Consider the following 20833-nt stretch of genomic DNA (forward strand, 5'->3'; position numbering starts at 1 on the left):
GCGGGGCCCCCCCCGTTGCCCCCCCCCGCCCCCCCCCTCCCCCCCGTGCCACCGCCACCACCGCCGGCAGGCAGCCTCGTCCATCGCCGTCCAGTCCGGGGTGCGGCCGACCTGGGCCGTGCCGAGACGGCGGCCGAGGGCCACCAGTTTCGCGCCGTTCGCGGTGCGGGCCGTGTCGTACTCCGCCAGGGCGGCGTCCCAGACGCCGTGCCGGCGGCAGGCTTCCTCTAGCGCCCGGGCGTCCTGGACCGCCTTCGTCACGCCGCCACCCGCGTGCGGGCGGGCCAGCGCTCCCGCGTCGCCCGCCAGCAGCACCCGGCCCGTCGCGTAGCGGGTGACGGCGAGGTCGTAGATCGGCTGCAGGGCCAGCTCGGCGCGGGTGGTGGCCCGGACGATGCGAGCCCACGCCGGGGGGAAGTGGGCCTCGACGACGCGGTCGAGTGCGGCGGCCGGACCGTCCCCGACCGTGCCCGGGGGCCACGACCGCCGGCCGCCGGGGTGCGGCAGGGGCAGGTAGGCCGCCCAGTTCACCCTCGTCTCCGCGCCCGGCAGGCCGGGGATCAGGTAGAACACCGCGTGGCCGCCGGGGAACATCACCGACACCCCGGTCCCGTCCAGGGCCGGGGGCGGCGTCCCGAGGCGCGACACCGGGTAGTTGCCGCGCCAGAGCGCGTAGCCCGCGTAATCCGGATGACCGCCGCCGGTGGCGCGCCGGACCAGGGACGCGTAGCCGTCCGCGCCGACGACGACGTCGAAGTGCCCGGGCACGCCGTCCGCGGTCACCTCGACGCCGTCTTCGGTTTCGCGGACGGCGGTCACCGTCGCCGTGTGCCGGGCGACGCTGTCCGGGACGCGCTCGTGCAGACCGCGCCAGACGATGCCCCAGTTGGTCAGGAGCAGGTCGAGGGGCTGCCGCCAGGCCCGGCGCCCGGTGTCGCCGCCCGCCGGGTCCGGGACGATCCACCAGCGCGACCGGCACCGCAGGGCCGGCATGGCCGCGGCGAAGTAGCCGGCGTCGGCGAACTCCTGCCAGGCGGTCCTGGCCAGCCCGACGCCGAACCCCCGGTCGGCCAGCACGCCGCGGCTGCGCTCGAACACGGTCACCGCGCAGCCCGCGCGGGCGAGCGCGATCGCCGCGGCGCACCCGGCGACACTGCCGCCGACGACGGCCACCCGGCTGCCGCGCACCCGCCCGCCGGGGAACTGCGTCACGGGCGGCTGCGCCGGTGCAGCGCGAGCATGGTGATGTCGTCGGACTGCTCGGCGCCGGAGACGAACCGCGACAGCGTGTCCTCCATCTCCAGCAGCAGTTTCTCGGCCGCCGTCCCCGCCCGCGCGGCCACGGCGGTCATCCGGTCCATGCCGAAGAGCGCGCCCGCCCGGTCACGGGCTTCGACGACGCCGTCCGTGTACAGGAACAGCGTATCGCCGCGCTGCAGGCTCGTGTGGCCGAGCGTGTACGCGCTGCCGGGCATCATGCCGACCGCGGGCCCGGTCGGGGTGAGCAGCTCGTGCCCGCCGCTCGCGCGCACCAGGACCGGCGGGTTGTGACCGCCGTTGATGTACAGCAGCGCGCCGGAAGCCGGGTCGAGCACGCCGAAGAACACCGTGGCGAAGTAGCCCTGCCGCAGGTGGTTGCGCGCCATGTACCGGTTGGTCCCGAGCACGGCCTGGATCAGCGGGCCGGCGCCGAGGGACAGCAGGGGCGGCAGGACCGCGCCGGCCGGGCCGCCCGCCACTTCGGGCACGGCGTCCACCGGGCTCCAGGTGCCGGTGTGCTCGGCGGTGTGCCGCAGCAGCGTCCGGATCAGCGCCATGAACAGCGCCGCGCCGATCCCCTTGTCGCAGACGTCGGCGACGACGAACCCCAGCCGCCGGCCGTTGACCAGTTCGAAGCCGTCGTAGAAGTCGCCGGCCACCTGGCGTGCCGGGCGGAACCGCGACGCGAACTCCCAGCCCGGCGCCGACGGCAGCTCCTGCGGCAGGAACCCGGACTGGATCTCCCGGGCGATGCTCAGGTCGCGTTCGTACTCGCGCACGCTCGCCGCGGCGGCCATCTCCTCCACCGTCATGGTCAGCTGCCAGCGTTCCCAGCAGGAGGTCATCCGGCTCCGCAGCAGGCCCGGCAGGTAGGGCGGGACGACGAAGTCGAACCCGCCGCGCGCGCAGGCTTCGAGCGCCTGGAAGTCCTCCCCTTCGGGGAACACCAGCAGGGTGGCCGACGCGCCGGTCACCGCGACCTGCTGCGCGATCAGCGCGACCCGCTGCAGGCCGAGCGAGGCCGACACCAGCAGCACGTCGGCGTCGAGCCGGCCGGGCCGGTCGGCGAACCCGGCCGCGCTGACCTTCGTCAGGCCGATGTCCTCCGCGCGCAGCACCCGCTCGAGCTCGGGGGCGGGGTTTTCGCTGTCAGCGACGAGAAGCGCGGTCGTACCGCTCATCGTTTCCTCCGTCGTTCGGAACGCCCCGGTGCCCGCCGCGTTCGCGGTGCAGCACCAGGATGTTGCGGTTGCGGCCGCGCACGTGCTCGTAGCCGAACTCGTCGACGACGGTCAGGGCCAGGTGCAGGCCGAGGCCGCCCGCGGCGCGCAGCGGCGGCGCGGCCGACAGGCGGGGGTCGGGGTGGTGGCCGCGCGGGTCGAACGGCGGCGCGTCGTCCTCGATGCTCAGCCACACCCGCCCGTGCGCCGCGTACCCGCCGAGGTCGATCACCCCCGGCGCGCCGCGGTAGCCGTGGCAGGCGATGTTCGTGGTGATCTCGTCCGCGGCCAGGCGCAGCCGGTAGGCCTGCGGCGCCGACAGGCCGCCCTGCGCGGCGAGTTCGGCGACGAGCCCGGCCAGCACGCCGTTGACGTCGTCGCCGGTGTTGACCCGCAGCCGGCGCCCGGCCATCAGGGCTCCGCCCGGCTCTGCATCACGATGGCCCGGTCGAACCCGGTCAGCCGGATCGTCTCGGCCACCTCCGGCCGGGCGCCGACCAGCACGATGTCGCCGGTGCGGCCGAGCTTCTGGTGCGCGAAGACCAGGCACCGCAGCCCGGCCGAGGACAGGTAGGTCAGCTCGCCGGCCAGCAGGACGATCCGGCGGACGTGCTGGTCGACGGCCCGGGTGACCAGTTCGTCGAGCACGGCCGCCGAGCGCGAGTCGAGTTCGCCGGACAGCCACACCGTGGCGGTCCCGTCGTCGACGTCGAGCTTGGCCTGGAAGTCCGTGGGAACACTCATCGGTGGTTCACTCCTCGTGCGATCGCGCCGCGGCCGGGCCCGGCCGGGCGAGCAGCACCGCGGACGACCGCGGGGCCAGCCGGACCGAGTCCTGCCGGGGCAGGGGTGGTTCGGTGCCGGGCGCGTGGCTGTCCGCGCCCGGCCCGGCGCCGGTGTCGGCGAACCGGTGCCAGGTCAGTTCCGGCGGCAACTCGGGCAGCTGCAGCTCGTGCGGCTCCCAGTGCGCGTTGGCGGCCACGTAGACGCAGTCGTCGGCGCCGCTCGCGTCGCGGGCGCACAGCATCGCGGCGAACACGCGGCTGTGCGGCGACCAGTCCGGCGTCCACGCGCGCACGCCGTGCCAGCTGACGTCCGGGAACAGGCCCTGGGCGCGGCCGGTGGGCTGCCGGCGGCGCCGCAGGCACGGGTGCGCCCGGCGGAAGGCGATCAGGTGCCGGGTGAACTCGACCAGCCCGGCGTTGCGCTCGACCAGCGTCCAGTCGAACCAGGACAGCTCGTCGTCGTGGCAGTAGGCGTTGTTGTTGCCGTGCTGGGTCCGCCCGGCCTCGTCGCCGGCCAGCAGCATCGGGATGCCGTGGCTGGTGAGCAGGATCAGCAGCGCGTTGCGCACCTGCCGGTCGCGCAGCCGGGCGACCGGGCCGCCGTCCACCGGGCCCTCGTGCCCGCAGTTCCACGAGATGTTGTGGTTCTCGCCGTCGCGGCCGTCCTCGCCGTTGGCTTCGTTGTGCTTTTCGTTGTAGGACACCAGGTCCCGCAGCGTGAAGCCGTCGTGCGCGGTGACGAAGTTGACCGAGGCCACCGCGCCGCGGCGGGCGTAGAGGTCCGGCGAGCCGACGAACCGGGTGGCCAGCTCGGCCACGCTGCCGACGTCCCCCTTGAGGAAGTGCCGCAGCGCGTCGCGGTAGCCGGCGTTCCACTCCGCCCAGCGGCAGTAGTCCGGGAAGCTGCCCACCTGGAACAGCCCGCCCGCGTCCCACACCTCGGCGACCAGCTTGCAGTCCCGCAGCACCGGGTCGTGCGCGAGCGCCTCCAGCAGCGGCGGGTTGGCCAGCGGGACGCCGTCGGGAGCGCGGCCGAGGATCGCGGCGAGGTCGAAGCGGAAGCCGTCGACGTGGAATTCCGACGCCCAGTACCGCAGGCAGTCCAGCACGAACCCGCGCACCACCGGGTGGTTGCAGTTGAGCGTGTTGCCGGTGCCGCTGAAGTTGAAGTAGTGCCCGTCCGGCGTGAGCATGTAGTAGGTGCGGTTGTCCAGGCCGCGCAGCGACAGCGTCGGGCCCCGCTCGTCACCCTCGGCGGTGTGGTTGAACACCACGTCGAGCATCACCTCGATGCCGGCCCGGTGCAGTTCCTTGACGGTGTGCTTGAACTCGTCGACCTGCATGCCGTGCCGCCCGGTGGCGGCGTACCCCGCCTTGGGCGCGAAGAAGCCGACCGTGCTGTAGCCCCAGTAATTGGCCAGGGGCTCGCCGGTGCGCGGATCGGTGCGGACGTTGTCCCGTTCGTCGAACTCGAACACCGGCATCAGCTCGACGCAGTTCACGCCGAGCTCGACCAGGTACGGGATCTTCGTCACCAGCCCGGCGAACGTCCCCGGCGCGCGGACGCCGGAGCTGGGGTGCGCGGTGAACCCGCGCACGTGCGCCTCGTAGACGACCAGGTCCTCCGGCGGGATCCGCAGCGGCCGGTCGCCTTCCCAGTCGAAGTCGGCGGGCGCGATGCGGGAGCGCCACGGCCGGTCCCGCCCGCACCGCCAGCGCTCCCGCCCCGACAGCAGCGTCGCGTACGGGTCGACGAGCAGCGCCCGGCCGTCGAACCGGTCGCCTTCGGCCGGCGCGAACGGGCCGTCCGCGCGGTAGGCGTAGGCGATCGCCTCGGGGTCGACGCCGAACACCGTCATCGCGTACACCCCGCCGATCCGGAAGGAGTCGTCGAAGCGCAGCTCCGCGACCGGTTCGTCCTCGCCGGCGCGGAAGAGCACCAGCGTCATCGCGGTGGCGTTGTTCGAGTACACCGAGAAGTTGACCCCGCCGGGCACCGGTGTCGCCCCGAAGGGCAGCGGCTGCCCGGCGCGGACCTCGAACCCGCCGATGCGGTGGGTCGGGTACGCGTCGATCCGCGCCGGCAACGACGTCCAGCTCATCACACCTCCTGCGTCGGTTCGCCGTCACGGCTCGAGCGCGGCGAGCCCCTCGGCGAGCGTGTCGGTCACGGTGAAGAACCCGAGGAACCCGGTCGCCGCCATCACCTCGCGGACGTCCGGCGGCGCGCACGCGAGCGCCAGCCGGGCGCCGTTGGCCTGCGCCTGCCGGTAGACCAGCAGCAGGACCCGCAGGCCCGCGCTGGACATGTACGACGTCCGGCCGAGGTCGATGAGCACCAGCCCGCGCGGCGGCACCAGGTCGCCGAGCTGCTCGTGCACCCTCGGGGCGGTGCTGCTGTCCAGTTCCCCGTCCAGCGCGATCACGGTGACCGCGCCCTGCATGTGCTTCGCGACTTCCATGGTGTTTCTCCGGTCTCCATCGGGCGATCAGCGGTCCACCGGCGAGAGGTGGGCGCAGACGGTCAGTTCGCCGTCGCTGTCGGGCAGGCGCACAAGCAGGCGCTCGGGGTCGTAGGCGGCGTACGGGCGGCCGTCGACCTCGACCCAGTCGAGCCGGACCCGGCCCGGCGGCAGCGCGTCCGGCGCCACCCGCAGCACGCGGCCGGCGTCGGCGCGCGGGCGGAACCACAGCGACAGGGGTTCCCCGCCGATCAGGAGCCGCTGGTAGACGGTGGCGAGGTAGCACAGCTCGGAGGCGTGGTACATGCTCATCGAGTGGCTGCCCTTCAGCCGCTCGGTGCCGAGCAGGTACGGGATGCCGGAAGCGAGCACGTTGAAGTAGACGCCGCCCTCGTCGTGGTCGAGGAAGAAGGCGTTGTAGAACGCCGACGCCTGCCGGGCCTGGTCGAGGAAGGCGGGGTCGCCGCCGTTGCCGGCGAGCACCAGGTAGGCGAGGATCGCCTGCTCCTGCTGCCACCACGCCTTGCGGTCGTGCCAGACGAACCGGTGCCGGCCGTGCCCGGGCGCCGGCGTCCGCTCGACGACGTCGTACCAGCCGCCGCGGCGGAGGTCGGCGCCGTACTCGGGCAGGGACTTGCCGATCCGGGCGGCCAGTTCGCGGTAGGCCGCCTTCGGGCGGATCGCGTTCATCCGCATCAGGTTCCAGGCGATCTTGAGGTTGTGCCCGACGACCGCGCGGTCCTGCTGCCAGCCGTGCCCGGTGTCGGGCGTCCAGTCGGCGTGGAAGCGTTCGCGCACGAACGGGCTGCCTTCGTCCGGGAAGTGCTCGACGATCAGGTCGAACGTCTCCTCCAGCATGTCCGCGTGCCGCTCGTCGCCGGTGGCGAGGAACAGGTTGACCAGGTACGCCGGCGCGTGGTCGCCGATCGAGTTCCAGTTCTTGCGCGCCCGGTTGGGCCCGAGCGACTCCTCGTGCGGGCTCAGCCGCAGCGGGTCGATGTGCGAGAAGTAGCCGCCGTGCTCGGGGTCGCGGAAGAACCGCCGGAACAGCCGCAGGGTCGCTTCGGCGTCGTCGGCGATCCGCGGGTCGCCGGTGATCCGGTAGGTCTGGGCCGGGCCGGCGAGGGCGTAGATCTGCTCGTAGGCGGGGATGGCGTGGTAGTCGTCGCCGAACTCGGAGGTGAAGAGCTTCTCGTGGTAGCCGCCCCGCACGTCGATCCCGTGGTACCAGTAGACGACGTCCTCGTCGCGGTCGACGAACCGCATGTGCTCGCGCAGGTATTCGGTGCCGCTCTCGGCGACCCGCAGGTAGTCCTCCTCGCCGGTGAGCAGGAACGCCGACGCCATCCCGTAGACCAGCCGCGAGATCGTGTCGGTCTCCTGCACGTGGTGGTCGCTCTTGTCGCCGCCGAGGCGCAGGACGGTGCGGTAGTCGGCGAAGTCGGCGTGCGCGGCGGTGCCGAACTGCGCCCGGCGGTAGAACCGGGCCAGCTCGGCGAGCTGCCGCACCCACCACCCGCGCTGCTCGAACGCGTATTCGGTGCCGCCCCGGCCGCAGAAGACGAGGTCCTTGGCCTCGAAGACGTGCCCGCCGCGGTCCGGGTAGAACACGCCGTAGGCGAACAGCGGCCGGCCGGGCTCCAGGAGTTCGTCGAGCTCGCCGGTGGCGTCGGCGCCGGGCTCGCCGAGGTTGTGCAGGAACCGGGCCGACGTGGTGGAGGTCAGCTCCGCGCGCACCGGCCGCCCGTCGTGCGTGCGCAGGTCGGCCACCCGGGTGTGGCGGTCGTACCCGGTGACGCGCGCGGCCACCAGGTCGGAGAAGGGGAAGTCGGTCATGGCAGGCACTCCCGGCCGGAGATCCGAAGTGGACAGAGCATCGGTCAGCTCGCCCGGCGCCACCGGCGCGGCCGCCGCGCCGCACGCGCCGCGACCAGGTCGATGAGCGCTCGGGCGAACAGGTGGCAGTGGTCGGCGCTACGGGCGGTGACCAGGTCGCCGTCGACGACGACGTCCTGGTCGGTGTAGACCGCGCCCATGTTGCGGACGTCGCCGAGGAGGTTCACGTGCGCGGTCACCCGGCGGCCCCGGACGTGCTCGGGGATCGGCGACACCAGCCACATCCCGTGGCAGATCACGCCCTTGAGCACCCCCGGCATGCCGAACGCGCGCCGCAGCAGGTCCACCGCCGGGGCGAGGCGGGCCGGGTCCTCGGTGTAGCGCAGGCGGTCGGAGACCATCCCCGAGGGCACGATCAGCGCGTCGAAGCCGGCGAGGGTATCGTCGTCCACCTGCTCGAGGTCGTCGTCGACGGTCACCGGCAGGCCGAACTCGTGCCCGGTGAACGTCAGCGAGTCCTGGCCCCAGAGCCGGGTGAGCCAGCGGACGGTGGCGCCCTCCTCGGCGAACCGGCGCTCGTAGTAGTGCACCTCCGGCTCGACGTAGTCGGCCTCCAGCAGGATCGCGATCGTCCGCCCGGTCAGCACGCCGCCTTCGCGCGGCACCAGCTGTTTCATCACGCTGTCACCAGGTCGATCAGGAACGGTCCGGACGCGGCCAGCATCCGCTCGACGGCTTCGTCCACTTCGGACGCCTTGGCCACCCGGACGCCGTCGACGCCCATGGCCGCGGCCAGCTCGACGAAGCCGATCTCCGGGTCGCCGAGGGCGAACCCGCCCGGGTAGCCGTGCGGCTCGATGCCCCGCTCGGCCCGGTACTGGTCGAGGTTGTGGTCCAGCAGCCGGTAGCGGCCGTTGTTGCAGACGACGAACCGGGCGGCGATGCCGTAGCGCGCGGCCGTCCACAGCGCCTGCGGGGTGTACATGCTGCCGCCGTCGCCGGTGAACCCGACGACCTGGGCGTCCGGCCGGGCCAGCTTCGCCCCGATCGCCCCGGTGATGCCGACGCCGAGGGAACCGCCCCGGGTCAGGAAGTAGGTCCCCGGGGTGCGCGGCGGGAGGTGCTTGACCAGGCTCGGCGACGCGGTCAGCGCCTCGTCGAACACGACCAGGTCCGGGCCGGCCTGCGCGGCCAGGGCGGCGGCGAACCGCTCGGCCAGCGGGCTGTCCTCACCCACCTCCGGGGCGGTCCGGGTGCCGCGGGCGAGGTCGGTCCAGCCCGTGTCGGGCAATTCGTCGGCGAGCAGGTCACCGAGCGCCGCCAGGGTCGGCTTCGGGTCGGCGACCAGCGGCACGTCCACCGGGAAGTTCTTCGCCACCTCGTAGTCGTTCAGGTCGACGTGGACGATCTTCGCGCCCGGCGCGAACGGGCTGCGCAGTTCCGGGAACACCTCGGGGAAGACGTAGGTCCCCGCGATCAGCACCGCGTCGGCGTCCCCGACCACGCCCGCGCTGTGCGTGCCGAACATGTGGCCGAGCTGCCCGCGGTAGAGCGGGTGCGTGGTGTCCATGTTGACCTCGGAGTCGTTCACCCCCCACACCGGCGCGTTGAGCAGCTCGGCCACCCGGGTCAGCTCGGCCTGTGCGCCGGACACCGAGACGCCGTCGCCGAGCAGCACGATCGGCCGCCGCGCCGAGGCCAGCACCGCGGCCGCCCGGTCGAGCTCGCCCGGCACCGGCAACACCGCGCGGGTCGGCACCACCGTGCGCACCGCGGGCTCGGTGGTGAGCTCGTCGAGCACGTCCATCGGCAGCGCGACGAACACCGGGCCGCGCGGCGGGGTCATCGCGATCTTCACCGCCCGCCGCAGCACCCGCAGCAGCGAGCCGGGGTGCAGCACCCGCGTCGCGTACTTCGTCACCGGGCGCGCCATGGCGACCAGGTCGGCGGCCATCTGCGCGTCGAGCGCGTCGTAGCGGACGCCGGCCTCGCCCGCGATCACGACCAGCGGCGAGTGCCCCCGCATGGCCTGGTAGAGCATGCCGATCCCGTTGCCGAGGCCGACGCCCGTGTGCAGCTGGACGAGCGCCGGCCGGCCGCCGGCCCGGGCGTACCCGTCGGCGATCCCGACGACCGCCGCCTCCTGCAGGCCCAGCACGTAGCCGATGCCGGGGAAGTTCTCGAGCTCGTCGAGGAAGCCCTGTTCCACCGTGCCCGGGTTGCCGAACATCCGGGTCATGCCGTCGGCGGCGAACTGCTCGAGCATCGCCACCCGGCCCGCGCGTGCGGTCATCGTGTGCTCCTTCACTCTTCCGCGGTCACCAGCCGAAGCGGCGCAAACCCTGTTCCAGCACCTCGACCAGCTTCTGCCCGGCGAGGAACGAGTCCGGCGTGGACCGGGCGGTGATGAACGGGTAGTCGACGATCACCGACGTCTCCTTGCCCACGTTGCCGTGGTAGCGCCCGTCCGGGGCGGTGGCGTCGCGCAGGATGTACTCGAGCGGGTACGGCGGCGGCCCCATGTTGAAGTCGACGCCGACGAACCCGGTGCCGTCCTTGTAGTCGTACTCCTTGCAGTGGCCGGTGACGTGCTTGCCGCGGATGATGCTGGTCCGGTCCTCCCAGTCGCGGGCGAAGGCCAGCGGCGCGACGCCGTAGCACTCGCCGACGACCGGCTTGTCCGCGCGGACGAAGGCGAGGATCAGCTCGTGCAGCCGCCCGTTGTTGGCCAGGTCGACAATCGGGCCGCTGCCGCCCACGATGACCAGCGCGTCGTACCGCTCGACCTCGGTGTCCAGAGTGGACAGATCGCGGTAGTACGCCTCGATCAGCCGCAGGAACCCGGGCTCGCTGTTGTAAGGCCGCTCGGGGATCAGCTCGGCCAGGCTCAGCGGGTCGTCCAGCCGGGCGGACTCGTCGAGTTCGCGCGCGGCGACGGCGACCTCGGGCGTGGTGACCGAGCGGCCGAGCGGCGGGTCGACGTACCCGGGGTCGAGGCTCGGCGGCAGCGCCTGCGGCCGCTTCCCGTTGGGGGTGGCGAAGACGCTCTCGTAGCCGGCCGCGTCGGTGGCGGTCACCGGGCCGAGCAGCTCCTCACCCCAGTAGCCGTACTCGGAGAGCACGTACAGGATTTTCTTGGACATCGGCACTCCCGTGCTGGTGCTGGTGAATTCCCGGGATCCGGGCTGAAGCCAGTGAAGCAACCGGATCCGCCGCGGAGCCAGGGAAAAGCCTTACGGCGCCGTCACTTCGACAAGTCGGGCCGGGCACCGGACGTCGATTCGGGGGTACCTCGGCGGACTTCGTGACGTCGGGATCGGCGCGCGCGCGTGCGGTGCGGACACTGCGATCATGGTGACCGCCAAGCAGTCCGCGCCCGCCCTGCTGGTCGTCGACGACGACCCGACCGTCCTCAGCGCGCTGAGGCGGGACCTCGGCCGCTACCGCGACCGGTACCGCGTCCTGGCCACCGGCACGCCCCGGGCGGCGCTGGGGATCCTCGACACGTTGCGCGAGCGCGGCACCGAAGCGGCGTTGCTGCTGGTGGACCAGCGGATGCCGGAGATGACCGGCACCGAGTTCCTCGGACAGGCGCGAAGCCGCTTCCCGGCGGCGAAGAAGGTGCTGCTGACCGCGTACGCGGACACGTCCGTCGCGATCACCGCGATCAACGAGGTGCGCCTCGACCACTACCTCGTCAAGCCGTGGGAGCCGCCGGAGGAGCGGCTCTACCCGGTGCTCGACGACCTGCTCGCGTCGTGGGAGGCGGCCTACTGCCCGCCCTACGGCGGCATCCGCGTCGTCGGCCACCCGTTCGCGCCGGCCACGCACCGCCTGCGCGACTTCCTGACCCGCCACCAGCAGCCGTTCCGCTTCGTCGACGTCACGACCGCGAGCGGCGCCGACGCCGAGGGGGCGGCGTGGCCGCGGGTGCACCTGCCCGACGGGACCCGGCTGTCCCAGCCCACGCACCGGGAGCTGGCCGAGGTGCTCGGGCTCGCCCCGGCCGTGGACCGGCCGCACTACGACACGGTGATCGTCGGCGGCGGCCCGACCGGGCTGGCGGCGGCCGTCTACGGTTCGTCCGAGGGGCTGAGCACCCTGCTGGTGGACGCCTACGTGCCGGGCGGGCAGGCCGGCACGTCGAGCCGGATCGAGAACTACCTGGGTTTCCCGGCCGGGGTGTCGGGCGCGGAGCTGACCCGCCGGGCGGTGGCGCAGGCCCGCCGGTTCGGCACCGACATCCTGGCGCCGGTTTCGGCGGTCGCGTTGCGCGCGGCCGGGCGGGCCCGGGTGCTGTGCCTGTCGGACGGGCGCGAGGTCACGGCGGGCGCGGTGCTCCTGGCGACGGGCCTGGCGTACCAGCGGCTGGAGGCGGTGGGCGCCGAGCGGTTCGAGGGTGCCGGGATCTATTACGGGGCAACGACATCGGAGACGACGACGTGCGCGCAGGGGCACGCGTGGATCGTCGGCGGGGCGAACTCGGCGGGCCAGGCGGCCCTGCACTTCGCCGAGCACGCGTCGCGGGTGACGCTGCTGGTGCGCGGGCCTTCGCTGGAGGCGTCGATGTCGCGCTACCTGATCGACGAGATCCGCAGCCACCCGGCCATCGACGTCCGCGTGGACACCACGGTGGTCGCGGTCGACGGCGACGACCGCCTGCGCCGCCTGACCCTGTGCGACCGCCGCACCGGCCGGGTGTCCACGGAGGACGCGGAGTACCTGTTCACGTTCATCGGCGCCCGCCCCCGCACGGAGTGGCTGGCGGACGCGGTCGCCCGCGACGGTCACGGTTTCCTGCTGACGGGCCCGGACCTCCCGGAGGCCACCCCGGACGCCTGGGACCTCCCGCGGCGGCCGTTCCTGCTGGAGACGAACATGCCGGGGGTGTTCGCGGCCGGGGACGCGCGGGCCGGGTCGGTGAAGCGGATCGCGTCCGGGGTTGGTGAAGGCGCGATGGCCGCGTCGCTCATCCACCGGTACCGCGCCGAATCCTGACAACGGAAAGGCCACCCGGATTGCGCCGGGTGGCCTCTCCACGCGATCGGTCAGGACGTCACCGTCAGCAGGTACTGCAGCAACGTCACCAGCTCACCCCGCTCCGCCTCCGGCAGCACGTCGAACACCGGGGCCAGGAGCTGGTTCGTCACGTCGATCGCGCTCTGCCAGCGCTTGCCGACCTGGCGGACGCGGGAGGCCTCCAGCCGGCCCGGCCAGCCGAACAGGTCCCAGATCACCGAGGGCGAGTGGTAGCGCAGTGCGTCCTGCGGGGCCAGGTCGCCCGCCAGGACCGCGACCATGTGGCGCGCCCCGCGCAGCTCGCGCAGGACGTTGAGCTGGTGCAGTGCGTGCGCCTTCGGCTCGGCCGGTACGTCCAGGGCCCGCCAGCCGGCGAACACCGGGGCCAGTTCGGGGCCCGCCGCGGCGACGACCGGGTCCAGGAGCTCGGCCAGGCGGGCCGCGTCGAACTCGTCCGGGATGTGCTCCTGGGCCCAGCCGGCCGCGCAGACCGCGAACTCGACCGACGCCTCCCGGCGCGGCAGCACGTCGCGGCTGCGTTCCCACACCACCCGCAGGGACTCGGCGTTGACGAACGTGAAGCCCGCCGCGACGACGTCGGAGTCGACGTCGCCCAGCACCCCGCCGCGGCCGGCGAAGTAGAAGTCCGACTCGACGAACCCCAGCTCCGCGCCGCGGGCGAGGGTCTTCGTGCCGAGCATGAAGCCGGACGGGATCCGGCGGATCGGGTCCTCGGTCGCCGCGGCGACGTCGAGTGAATGCATGGCTGGCTCCTTCTCGCCAGGAGGATGGGGGGACGGCCGGGAACACGCGCGACGGCACGGCCTCGGGCCAGCATGCGCCCCGGCCGGCGGGGTCAACCAGAACCGGCTCATGCTGGTACTGCCAATACCACGACTGGTTCAGGCTCTCCACGCGCGCGACGCGTGCCCCAGGCTGGTCCCATGGCTACTGACGCATCCCGGCCGGACCCGCCCACGCGCTTCGGCGCCCGGCGCTGGCTCCTCCTCATCATGCTCTGCGCATCGCAGTTCATGGTCGCGCTCGACTTTTCGATCGTCAGCGTGGCCCTGCCCGCCATCGGGCACGACCTCGGCTTCACCTCCACCGCGGACCTGCAGTGGGTGATGACGGCCTTCATCCTGTTCATCGCCGGGTTCCTGCTGCTGTTCGGGCGGGCGTCCGACCTGTTCGGCCGGCGCAAGCTGTTCCTCATCGGCGTCGCGCTGTTCACCGTGTTCTCGCTCGCCGGCGGGCTGGCCGAGACGCCGTGGCTGCTCATCCTGGCCCGCGCCGGCCAGGGCATCGGCGCGGCGATGGTCGGGCCGTCGGCGATGTCGCTGCTGACGACGTCGTTCCGCGAGGGGCCGGAACGGCAGAAGGCGCTCAGCGTCAACGGCGCGGTGCTGATGCTCGGCTTCATCGTCGGCGTGATCAGCGGCGGCATCATCACCGGTGCGCTCAGCTGGCGCTGGACCATGCTGCTGCTGGCGATCATCGGCGGGATCGTGTTCGTCGCCGCGATCGCGCTGCTGGAGGAGAGCAAGGACGCGAACGCCGCCCGGCTCGACGTGCCCGGTGCGGTGCTCGCCACCGCCGGCATCCTGGCGCTCGTCTACGGCATCTCGACCGGCGACAGTGCCGGCTGGGACAGCCCGGCGACGATCGGCACGCTCGCCGCCGGGGTGGTGTTCCTGGGCCTGTTCCTCTACGCCGAAGCGAAACACCCGGCACCACTGGCGCCCCTGGACGTCCTGCGGCGGCGGTCGGTGAAGTGGGGCGGGCTGGCCGGGTTCATCACCTTCGGCATGTGCGGTGGCGCGACCGTCCTGGAGACGCTCTACATGCAGGACGTGCTGGGCTACAGCCCGATGCGCACCGGCCTGTCGCTGATCCCCCTCGGCGGCTCAGCGGTGATCGGCGGGCTGATCGGCAACCGGACGATCGGCGCGCTCGGCGTGCCGCGCGCGCTCGTCTGCGGGCTGCTGCTGCAGGCGGTGTCGACCGGCCTGATGGTGCTGCTGCCCCAGAGCGGCAACTTCACGCTGCTGGTGCTGACCAACATCGGCCTCGGCTTCGGGCACGTCACGGCGGTCATCGCGTTCAACATCACGGTGACGTCGGGGCTGCCGGACGACAAGCAGGGCCTGGCGGGCGGCCTGGCGCAGACCGCGCAGCAGCTGGGCAGCGCGGTGTGGCTGCCGGTGCTGGCCGCGGTGGTGACCGCCCGCACGGCGAGCCTGGAGAGCACCGGCGACACGGTGGCGGCCACCACGAGCGGCCTGCACGCCGGCCTGCTGACGGCGGCGCTGATCGCCCTGTTCGGCGCGGCCGTGGCCACGATCTTCCTGCGCGGCCGCCAGTCCGCGGCCGCGACGGCCCCGATCGCCGCCGGCGTCAACGACTGAACCACCCACCCCGAGCAGGCGCTCGCCGGTCTTCCCCAGGGACTGGCGGGCGCCTCCCTTTCATGCCGGGAAAGAGGCTTCTGTTTCGTGCAGGACGCCCTCCCGGCACACGGCGACCAGCCGCCGCGACGCGCGGATGTCCGCCAGCGGATCGCCCGCCACCACGACCAGATCCGCCCGCTTCCCCACCACCACTTCCCCGCGATCCGCGAGCCCGAACCGCCGCGCCGGCGCCGCCGTCGCCGCCTCCAGCGCCGCCCTCGGAGTGAGTCCGGCCGCGACGAGCAGCTCGAGCTCCCGGTGCAAGCTCAGCCCGTGCGCGGTGCCGGGCGCGCCGGCGTCGGTCCCCGCGAGCACGCACACCCCGGCCCGCGCCAGTGGCGCCACGACCCGGGCCGCGTGCTCGGCCGCGTAGCCGTCGGCGGGCTCCGGGGCCATCGTCGCCGTCAAGGTCGCCAAAGCCCCCGCGTCCAGTACCCGTGCCGCCGAGGGGTCCGCCGCGCCCGGGCGGCCGCAGAAGGATTCCAGCACGGTCAGGGTCGGCACCACGAAGACGTCCCGCGCCGCCAGTTCCGCGACGAACTCCGGGCCGGGCGGGCGGTCGAACGGCAGGTGCGCGAGGCCGTCGACCCCCGCGCGGACGGCCGTCAGCGCGGACCGCACGTCCGTCGCGTGCGCCACCGCGAGCAGGCCGCGCTCGTGCGCCGCCGCGATCAGTGCGGCCACCGCGGCCGCGGTCAGTGCCGGCCGGTGCGGCTCCCCCGGCACCGACGACGCGAACACCTTCAGGTAGTCCGCGCCCTCGGCCACCCGCGCCGCGACGAACGACGGTGCGTCCGACGGCGCGGCCAGCGTCGGGAACGGCCCGAACAGCCCGTGGTGGACCAGCTGGGCCGGGTGCCCGCCGGGCGCGGTCGCGCCGATGCCCGCCGACCGGACGTCCGAGACGGCTCCGCCCCGCGCGGCCTCGGCGCGCACCACCCGCAGCAACGCGGGGTCGGCGAACATGTCGAGCTGCGTCGTGACGCCGAAGGCGAACCCGTGGTGCAGCCCGGACCGCGTGATGTGCACGTGCGCGTCGATCAGGCCGGGCAGCAACGTCCGGCCCGCGCCCGGGACGACGTCCGCGCCGGGCGCCGTCACCCCGGTGCCGAGCGCGGCGATCCGGCCACCGTCGACGAGCACGTTCGTCCGCGGCCTCGGCTCGTGGCCGTCGAACACCCGGATGTCGCGGAACAGCAACGCGGGCACGGGAACCTCCTCGTGGCACGGCGAGGCCGCCGTCCGGCGGGACGGCGGCCTCGGGGGATCCGGGGTTCAGCGCGGCTCGGGACCGATGATCCAGTTCTCGCGTACGACCATCTCGTGGACGTACCGGGGCTCCACAATGGACAGCATCTCCTCGTGCGCCCGCTGGTAGGCGGGGGACTCCAGCGCCGCGGCGAGCGCGTCGGTGTCGTCGAACCACAGCTGCTGCGCCGCGTCCAGCAGCGCCTCGCCGACGCCGTAGTAGCCGTCGCGGGTGGTGCCCTGCAGGTACCGGCGCAGCCCGGGGACCTCGGCGGCGAGGTCGGCGTACTTGCCGCGCAGCCGTTCGCGGAACTCGGCCAGCGGCAGTCCTTCGCGGCGCTTGACCAGCTGGATCAGCTTGACACCGCCCGCGTCGGCCGGTCCCGGGACGACTTCGCGGGCGTCGGTGTCGAGGACCACCGACCGCCAGAAGGCGGCCCAGCGCGGTTCGTCCAGCCGGGCGCCGTTGAGGAACTCGTCGGTCTGCAGCGAAGCCAGCTGCTCCTCGTCGTCGGCCAGCCAGATCTCCGCGACCCCGCTCCACATCGGATCTTCCGGCTCGGGTCCGAACGGGATCCGGGTGTCGATCAGGTACTTGCGGATCTGCGGGATCTTGGCGGCGTACCGGACCGCGTGCTCTTCGACCCAGTAGCGCTGGAACTCCTGCTCGCTCATCCCCGGCTTGGGGTGGGCGAAGATCAGTTGGTGGATCATGCGGTGCTCCCTTGTCGGTGCGCGTGTGACCGGAATCCATGGCACCGCGCGGCGCGCGCGGGCGGCAAGGGCGCCGCACGCACTCCCCCAAGTCGGCCCGCGACCGCACGAAGTAGCCCCCGGATCGGTGCGGCCGTGGCGGTCCCGCCGTGAGAATCCGGGGCATGGCTGGACGTGGAGTGCTCGTCACCGGCGGCTCGAGCGGCCTGGGCGAGGCGATGGTGCGCAGGTTCGCGCTCGGCGGCGACCGGGTCTGGTTCACCTACCGGTCCCACCCGGACGCCGCCGCGCGGCTGGTCGCCGAGGTGGCCGGTCTCGGCGGCAAAGCGGAGGCGTTCGAGCTGGACCAGGGCGACGCCGAGAGTCACCGGCGGTTGCTGGAGCGGGTGCACGGCCCGGTGGACGTCCTGGTCAACAACGCCGCGGTCGGCACCAAGACGGTCGAGACCACCGTCGACGGCCCGGTCGAGCGGCGTGACGAGGTGTTCCTGCGGGTGAACAGTGTCGGTCCACTGTGGATGATCCGGGCCCTGCTGCCGGCCATGCTCGACCGCGGCTACGGCAAGATCGTCAACGTCTGCAGCGTCGGCGGCGGGATCGCCACCTTCCCCGCGTTCGACATCGCCGACGGGATGAGCAAGGCGGCGCTGGCCTACCTGACCCGGCACCTCGCCGCGCAGCTCGTGCACGACCCGGTGCACGTGTTCGCGATCTGCCCCGGCGCGACGCACACGCCGATGCTGCGCGCGAGCCTGCTCGACGCGCTGACCGAGACGCAGCTGGCCGAGCTGACGAGCCGGCTGCCCGGCGGCCGGCTGCTCGACCCGGCCGAACTCGCCGAGCTGACCTGGTGGCTGTGCGAAGAACCGGCGGCGCTGCTGCACGGCGCGGTGCTGGACGCCTCGCGCGGCCTCGGCGTGCACCCCGGCCTGGTCACCGGCCCGGAAGCGGGCTGCTGATGGTGGCGAAGCGCGCCGCCGCGCTGGCCGGGCGCGTGCCGGCGATCGCCGCGGCCCACCTGCGCGCCGAAGCGGACCCGTACGACCCGGTGCGCAACCCCGGCGGCTTCCTCAACCTGGGCACCGCGGAGAACCGGCTGGTCTGGGACCTGCTGGAAGAGCGCGTCACCGCGCCGCGGCGGCTGACCCCGGCCGACGTCCGGTACGGCCCGCTGCACGGCACGCGCACGCTGCGCGAAGCGACCGCCGCGCAGCTCTCCCGGCTGCTGCGCACCGCGGTGGACGCCGACGAACTGGTGGTCGTCAGCGGGGCCAGCGCCGCCCTCGACATCGCCGCGAGCGTCCTGTGCGACCCCGGGGACGCCGTCGTCGTGCCCGCGCCCTATTACGGCGCGCTGGACGTCCTGCTCACCGTCCGGTCCGGCGCCCGGCTGCTGCCGGCCCCGATGCGTGCCGAGGACGGCTTCCGGCTCGATCCGGCCGTCGTGGCGGAGACCGTGCTGGCCGCGCGCCGCCGCGGCGAGACCGTGCGGGCGCTGGTGCTGACCTCCCCGGACAACCCGACCGGCCGGGTGCACCCACCCGGGGTGCTGCGCGAGCTGCTGGCCGTCGCCGCCCGGCTCGACCTCGACGTCGTCGCCGACGAGATCTACGCCGGCTCGGTGTTCGGGCCGGAGCCGTTCACCAGCGTGCTCGACGGCGGCCCGCGCGTGCACGTCGTCTGGGGCTTCGCCAAGGATTTCGGGCTGCCCGGGCTGAAGGTCGGCGCGCTGTGCAGCCGCGACCCCGAGGTGCTGGCCGCGGCCCGGGCCCTCGCCTACTTCGCGCCGGTGTCCAGCGACACCCAGGCGCTGCTGGCCGGGCTGCTGGCCGACGAGGACTGGGTGCGCGGCTACCTCGACGGCTCCCGCGCCCGGCTGGCGGCGGCCTACACGGGGGTCACGGCCGCGCTGGCGGACGCGGGCGTCCCGCACGTGCCGGCGGGCGCGGGCTTCTCGGTGTGGCTGGACCTGCGCGCGTGGCTGGCGGAACCGGGCACCACCGGCGAGCACGAGCTGTGGCAGCGGATCCTGGAGTCGGCGCGGGTGAACGTCCTGCCCGGGTCGGCGTTCGGCTCGCCGGAGCCGGGCTGGTTCCGCCTGTGCTTCGCCACCGACGCGGGCCTGGTGCGGGAAGCCGTCCGGCGGCTGGGCGCGGTGCCGCGATGAGCCGTGGCCCGCTCGACGCGTGGTACGAGGCCGCCGGGGTGCGCACCGGCGTCCGGCGGATGCTGCACGACGACGCCGACGCCGGCAAGGTGTTCTTCCCCGAGCGGCTGGTGCCCCACCTGGCGCACGAGGCCGTGGCGGCACTCCCGGCGCCGCGGCGGCGGGAACTGGCCGTGCGGCACCTCTACCAGTTCTTGCTGTCCACGACCCACCTGGAGACCCGGGTGGTCAACCGCGGCGCCGAGCTGATCGCCGACGACCGCTGCGGCATCCCGCTGGCCACCTCGACCCGGCTGGACGCGTTCAAGGTGTACTGCGACGAGGGGTACCACTCGCTGTTCAGCCTCGACCTGGCCGACCAGGTGGCGGCGGCGACCGGGATCGCGATCCCGCGCTGGGACTACGGCGGGTTCGTCGCGCAGCTCGGCGAGGTGGCGGCGGGCCGCCTGCGCGAATACCCGGAACTCGCGCCGCTGCTGCAGACCGTGGTGTTCGAAACGCTCGTCACCAGCATCCTCAACGAGGTCCCGGCCGACACCGGGGTGGTCACCACGGTCCGCGACCTGGTCCGCGACCACGCGAAGGACGAAGGCCGCCACCACCGGTTCTTCACGGCGTTCTTCCACGAGCTGTGGCACGGCCTGGACGCCGGCACCCGGTCGGCGGTCGCGTTCGCGCTGCCGGAGCTGATGAAGAGCTGCCTGGTCTGGGACGTCGCCCCGGTGCGGTCGTCGCTGCGCCTGGCCGGGCTGGACGCGGCCACCGCGGCGGCCGTCGCCGACGACTGCTACCGCGGCGACGCCGAGCGGTTCCGCACGATCTGCCGCGCTTCGCTGCGGATGTGCGCGTCCGCGGGCGTGTTCGAGGTGCCCGGCGCGGTGGACGCCTTCGCGGCGCACGGCCTGCTCACCGGGGAGGAGTTCTGATGCCGGGTTACGGGGATTACCTGCGGTTGCCGGCCCTGCTCGCGCTCCAGCGGCCGCAGGCGGGCCCGCAGGCGCGGGACGAGCTGCTGTTCGTCGTGGTGCACCAGGCGTTCGAGCTGTGGTTCAAGCAACTGCTGTTCGAACTCGAAGACGCCCGCGACCTGATGCTGACCGGCGACGGGCACGTCCCGCGCCGCCGGCTGGAGCGGGCGGTGGCGGTGCAGCGGATGCTGCTGGGCCAGTTCGACGTCCTCGACACGATGGCCCCGCAGGACTTCCAGCTCTTCCGCGGCGCACTGGGCACCGGGAACGGCGGGCAGTCGGCCCAGTTCCGCGAGATCGCCCTGCTGTCGGGCGCCCGCGACGAGGGCGTGTTCGACCGCCCGTGGTATTCGGCGGCGGAGCGCGCCCGGCTGCACCGGCGGGCGACCGAGCCGACGCTCTGGGACGGGTACCTGGCGGTGCTGGAGAAGGCGGGCTTCCCGGTGGCGACGGAGGAGGAGCGGTTCGACGCGTACGCCCGGATCGCGGTGGACCGGGACGCGCTGTGGGACCTGGCCGAAGCGCTCGTCGCGCACGACCAGGCGTGGGCCGCGTGGCAGGGCCGGCATTTGCTGACCGTGCAGCGGCAGATCGGGCGCCGGCGGGGTACGGGCGGGACGGCGGGGGCCGCGCATCTGGCCGCGCGCCGGGATGTGCGGTTCTACCCGGAGCTGTGGGAGCTGCGCGCGCGGCTCTGAGGTGCC

At 73.6% G+C, this 20833-nt stretch carries 19 protein-coding genes; 6 read left to right on the forward strand and 13 right to left on the reverse strand.

Features of this window, described 5'->3' with window-relative positions; genetic code table 11:
* The 10 genes from ACWEVN_RS26800 to ACWEVN_RS26845 all read right to left on the reverse strand — a co-directional run.
* The coding region (locus ACWEVN_RS26800) for an FAD-dependent monooxygenase (RefSeq protein WP_452053132.1) at positions 1-1212 on the reverse strand (1212 nt) is incomplete at its 3' end.
* Positions 1209-2441 carry a PP2C family protein-serine/threonine phosphatase gene (locus tag ACWEVN_RS26805; RefSeq protein WP_449683641.1) on the reverse strand — a complete coding sequence of 411 codons (1233 nt, stop codon included), beginning with the start codon at positions 2439-2441 and terminating at the stop codon, positions 1209-1211. The genes ACWEVN_RS26805 and ACWEVN_RS26800, both read right to left, overlap by 4 nt.
* Positions 2410-2892: an ATP-binding protein gene (locus tag ACWEVN_RS26810; protein WP_449683642.1), complete on the reverse strand. Its 483-nt coding sequence runs from the start codon at positions 2890-2892 to the stop codon at positions 2410-2412. Before ACWEVN_RS26810 ends, ACWEVN_RS26805 begins: the two co-directional genes overlap by 32 nt.
* A complete protein-coding gene (locus tag ACWEVN_RS26815; protein ID WP_449683643.1) occupies positions 2892-3224 on the reverse strand; it encodes an STAS domain-containing protein in 333 nt (110 codons plus the stop codon). Before ACWEVN_RS26815 ends, ACWEVN_RS26810 begins: the two co-directional genes overlap by 1 nt.
* Positions 3225-3231: 7 nt before the next feature.
* Entirely contained in the window at positions 3232-5367 is a 2136-nt protein-coding gene (glgX, locus tag ACWEVN_RS26820; protein ID WP_449683644.1) for a glycogen debranching protein GlgX, read from the reverse strand.
* A gap of 24 nt (positions 5368-5391) precedes the next feature.
* Positions 5392-5727 (reverse strand): STAS domain-containing protein, encoded by a 336-nt coding sequence (locus tag ACWEVN_RS26825; protein WP_449683645.1) that lies wholly within the window; start codon positions 5725-5727, stop codon positions 5392-5394.
* A gap of 27 nt (positions 5728-5754) precedes the next feature.
* Positions 5755-7563: an AGE family epimerase/isomerase gene (locus tag ACWEVN_RS26830; RefSeq protein ID WP_452053133.1), complete on the reverse strand. Its 1809-nt coding sequence runs from the start codon at positions 7561-7563 to the stop codon at positions 5755-5757.
* Between the two features lie 44 nt (positions 7564-7607).
* Entirely contained in the window at positions 7608-8240 is a 633-nt protein-coding gene (locus ACWEVN_RS26835) for a DJ-1/PfpI family protein (RefSeq protein ID WP_449683647.1), read from the reverse strand.
* A complete protein-coding gene (locus ACWEVN_RS26840) occupies positions 8240-9856 on the reverse strand; it encodes a thiamine pyrophosphate-binding protein (protein ID WP_452053134.1) in 1617 nt (538 codons plus the stop codon). Before ACWEVN_RS26840 ends, ACWEVN_RS26835 begins: the two co-directional genes overlap by 1 nt.
* 25 nt (positions 9857-9881) lie before the next feature.
* The gene (locus ACWEVN_RS26845; protein ID WP_449683649.1) at positions 9882-10706 is read right to left on the reverse strand and encodes a type 1 glutamine amidotransferase domain-containing protein; all 825 of its coding nucleotides are present in this window, start codon (positions 10704-10706) and stop codon (positions 9882-9884) included.
* Between the two features lie 208 nt (positions 10707-10914).
* Between ACWEVN_RS26845 and ACWEVN_RS26850 the strand changes: the two genes are divergently transcribed.
* Positions 10915-12561, forward strand: a complete 1647-nt coding sequence (locus ACWEVN_RS26850) for an FAD-dependent oxidoreductase (protein WP_452053135.1) — start codon at positions 10915-10917, stop codon at positions 12559-12561.
* Between the two features lie 50 nt (positions 12562-12611).
* On the opposite strand, the gene ACWEVN_RS26855 is transcribed toward ACWEVN_RS26850, so the two are convergent.
* Positions 12612-13346 carry a helix-turn-helix domain-containing protein gene (locus tag ACWEVN_RS26855; RefSeq protein ID WP_449683651.1) on the reverse strand — a complete coding sequence of 245 codons (735 nt, stop codon included), beginning with the start codon at positions 13344-13346 and terminating at the stop codon, positions 12612-12614.
* Between the two features lie 180 nt (positions 13347-13526).
* On the opposite strand from ACWEVN_RS26855, the gene ACWEVN_RS26860 reads away from it, so the two are divergent.
* Complete coding sequence (locus ACWEVN_RS26860) at positions 13527-14990, forward strand: MFS transporter (RefSeq protein WP_449683652.1); 1464 nt, start codon at positions 13527-13529, stop codon at positions 14988-14990.
* Positions 14991-15050: 60 nt separating this feature from the next.
* On the opposite strand, the gene ACWEVN_RS26865 is transcribed toward ACWEVN_RS26860, so the two are convergent.
* Positions 15051-16241: an amidohydrolase family protein gene (locus ACWEVN_RS26865; RefSeq protein ID WP_452053136.1), complete on the reverse strand. Its 1191-nt coding sequence runs from the start codon at positions 16239-16241 to the stop codon at positions 15051-15053.
* A gap of 66 nt (positions 16242-16307) precedes the next feature.
* Positions 16308-16994 carry an EthD domain-containing protein gene (locus tag ACWEVN_RS26870; RefSeq protein ID WP_452053137.1) on the reverse strand — a complete coding sequence of 229 codons (687 nt, stop codon included), beginning with the start codon at positions 16992-16994 and terminating at the stop codon, positions 16308-16310.
* 164 nt (positions 16995-17158) lie between these two features.
* Here ACWEVN_RS26870 and ACWEVN_RS26875 point away from each other — a divergent pair, with 164 nt between their 5' ends.
* The 4 genes from ACWEVN_RS26875 to ACWEVN_RS26890 are packed head-to-tail and all read left to right on the forward strand — an operon-like array spanning position 17159 to position 20827.
* Positions 17159-17953: an SDR family NAD(P)-dependent oxidoreductase gene (locus ACWEVN_RS26875; protein WP_452053138.1), complete on the forward strand. Its 795-nt coding sequence runs from the start codon at positions 17159-17161 to the stop codon at positions 17951-17953.
* Positions 17953-19161: an aminotransferase class I/II-fold pyridoxal phosphate-dependent enzyme gene (locus ACWEVN_RS26880; RefSeq protein ID WP_452053139.1), complete on the forward strand. Its 1209-nt coding sequence runs from the start codon at positions 17953-17955 to the stop codon at positions 19159-19161. The genes ACWEVN_RS26875 and ACWEVN_RS26880 overlap by 1 nt, the downstream gene beginning before the upstream one ends.
* Positions 19158-20087 carry a diiron oxygenase gene (locus tag ACWEVN_RS26885; protein WP_449683657.1) on the forward strand — a complete coding sequence of 310 codons (930 nt, stop codon included), beginning with the start codon at positions 19158-19160 and terminating at the stop codon, positions 20085-20087. The genes ACWEVN_RS26880 and ACWEVN_RS26885 overlap by 4 nt, the downstream gene beginning before the upstream one ends.
* Positions 20087-20827 carry a tryptophan 2,3-dioxygenase family protein gene (locus ACWEVN_RS26890; RefSeq protein WP_452053140.1) on the forward strand — a complete coding sequence of 247 codons (741 nt, stop codon included), beginning with the start codon at positions 20087-20089 and terminating at the stop codon, positions 20825-20827. The genes ACWEVN_RS26885 and ACWEVN_RS26890 overlap by 1 nt, the downstream gene beginning before the upstream one ends.
* Positions 20828-20833 lie beyond the last annotated feature (6 nt).

Source organism: Amycolatopsis sp. NPDC003861, from assembly GCF_053605405.1.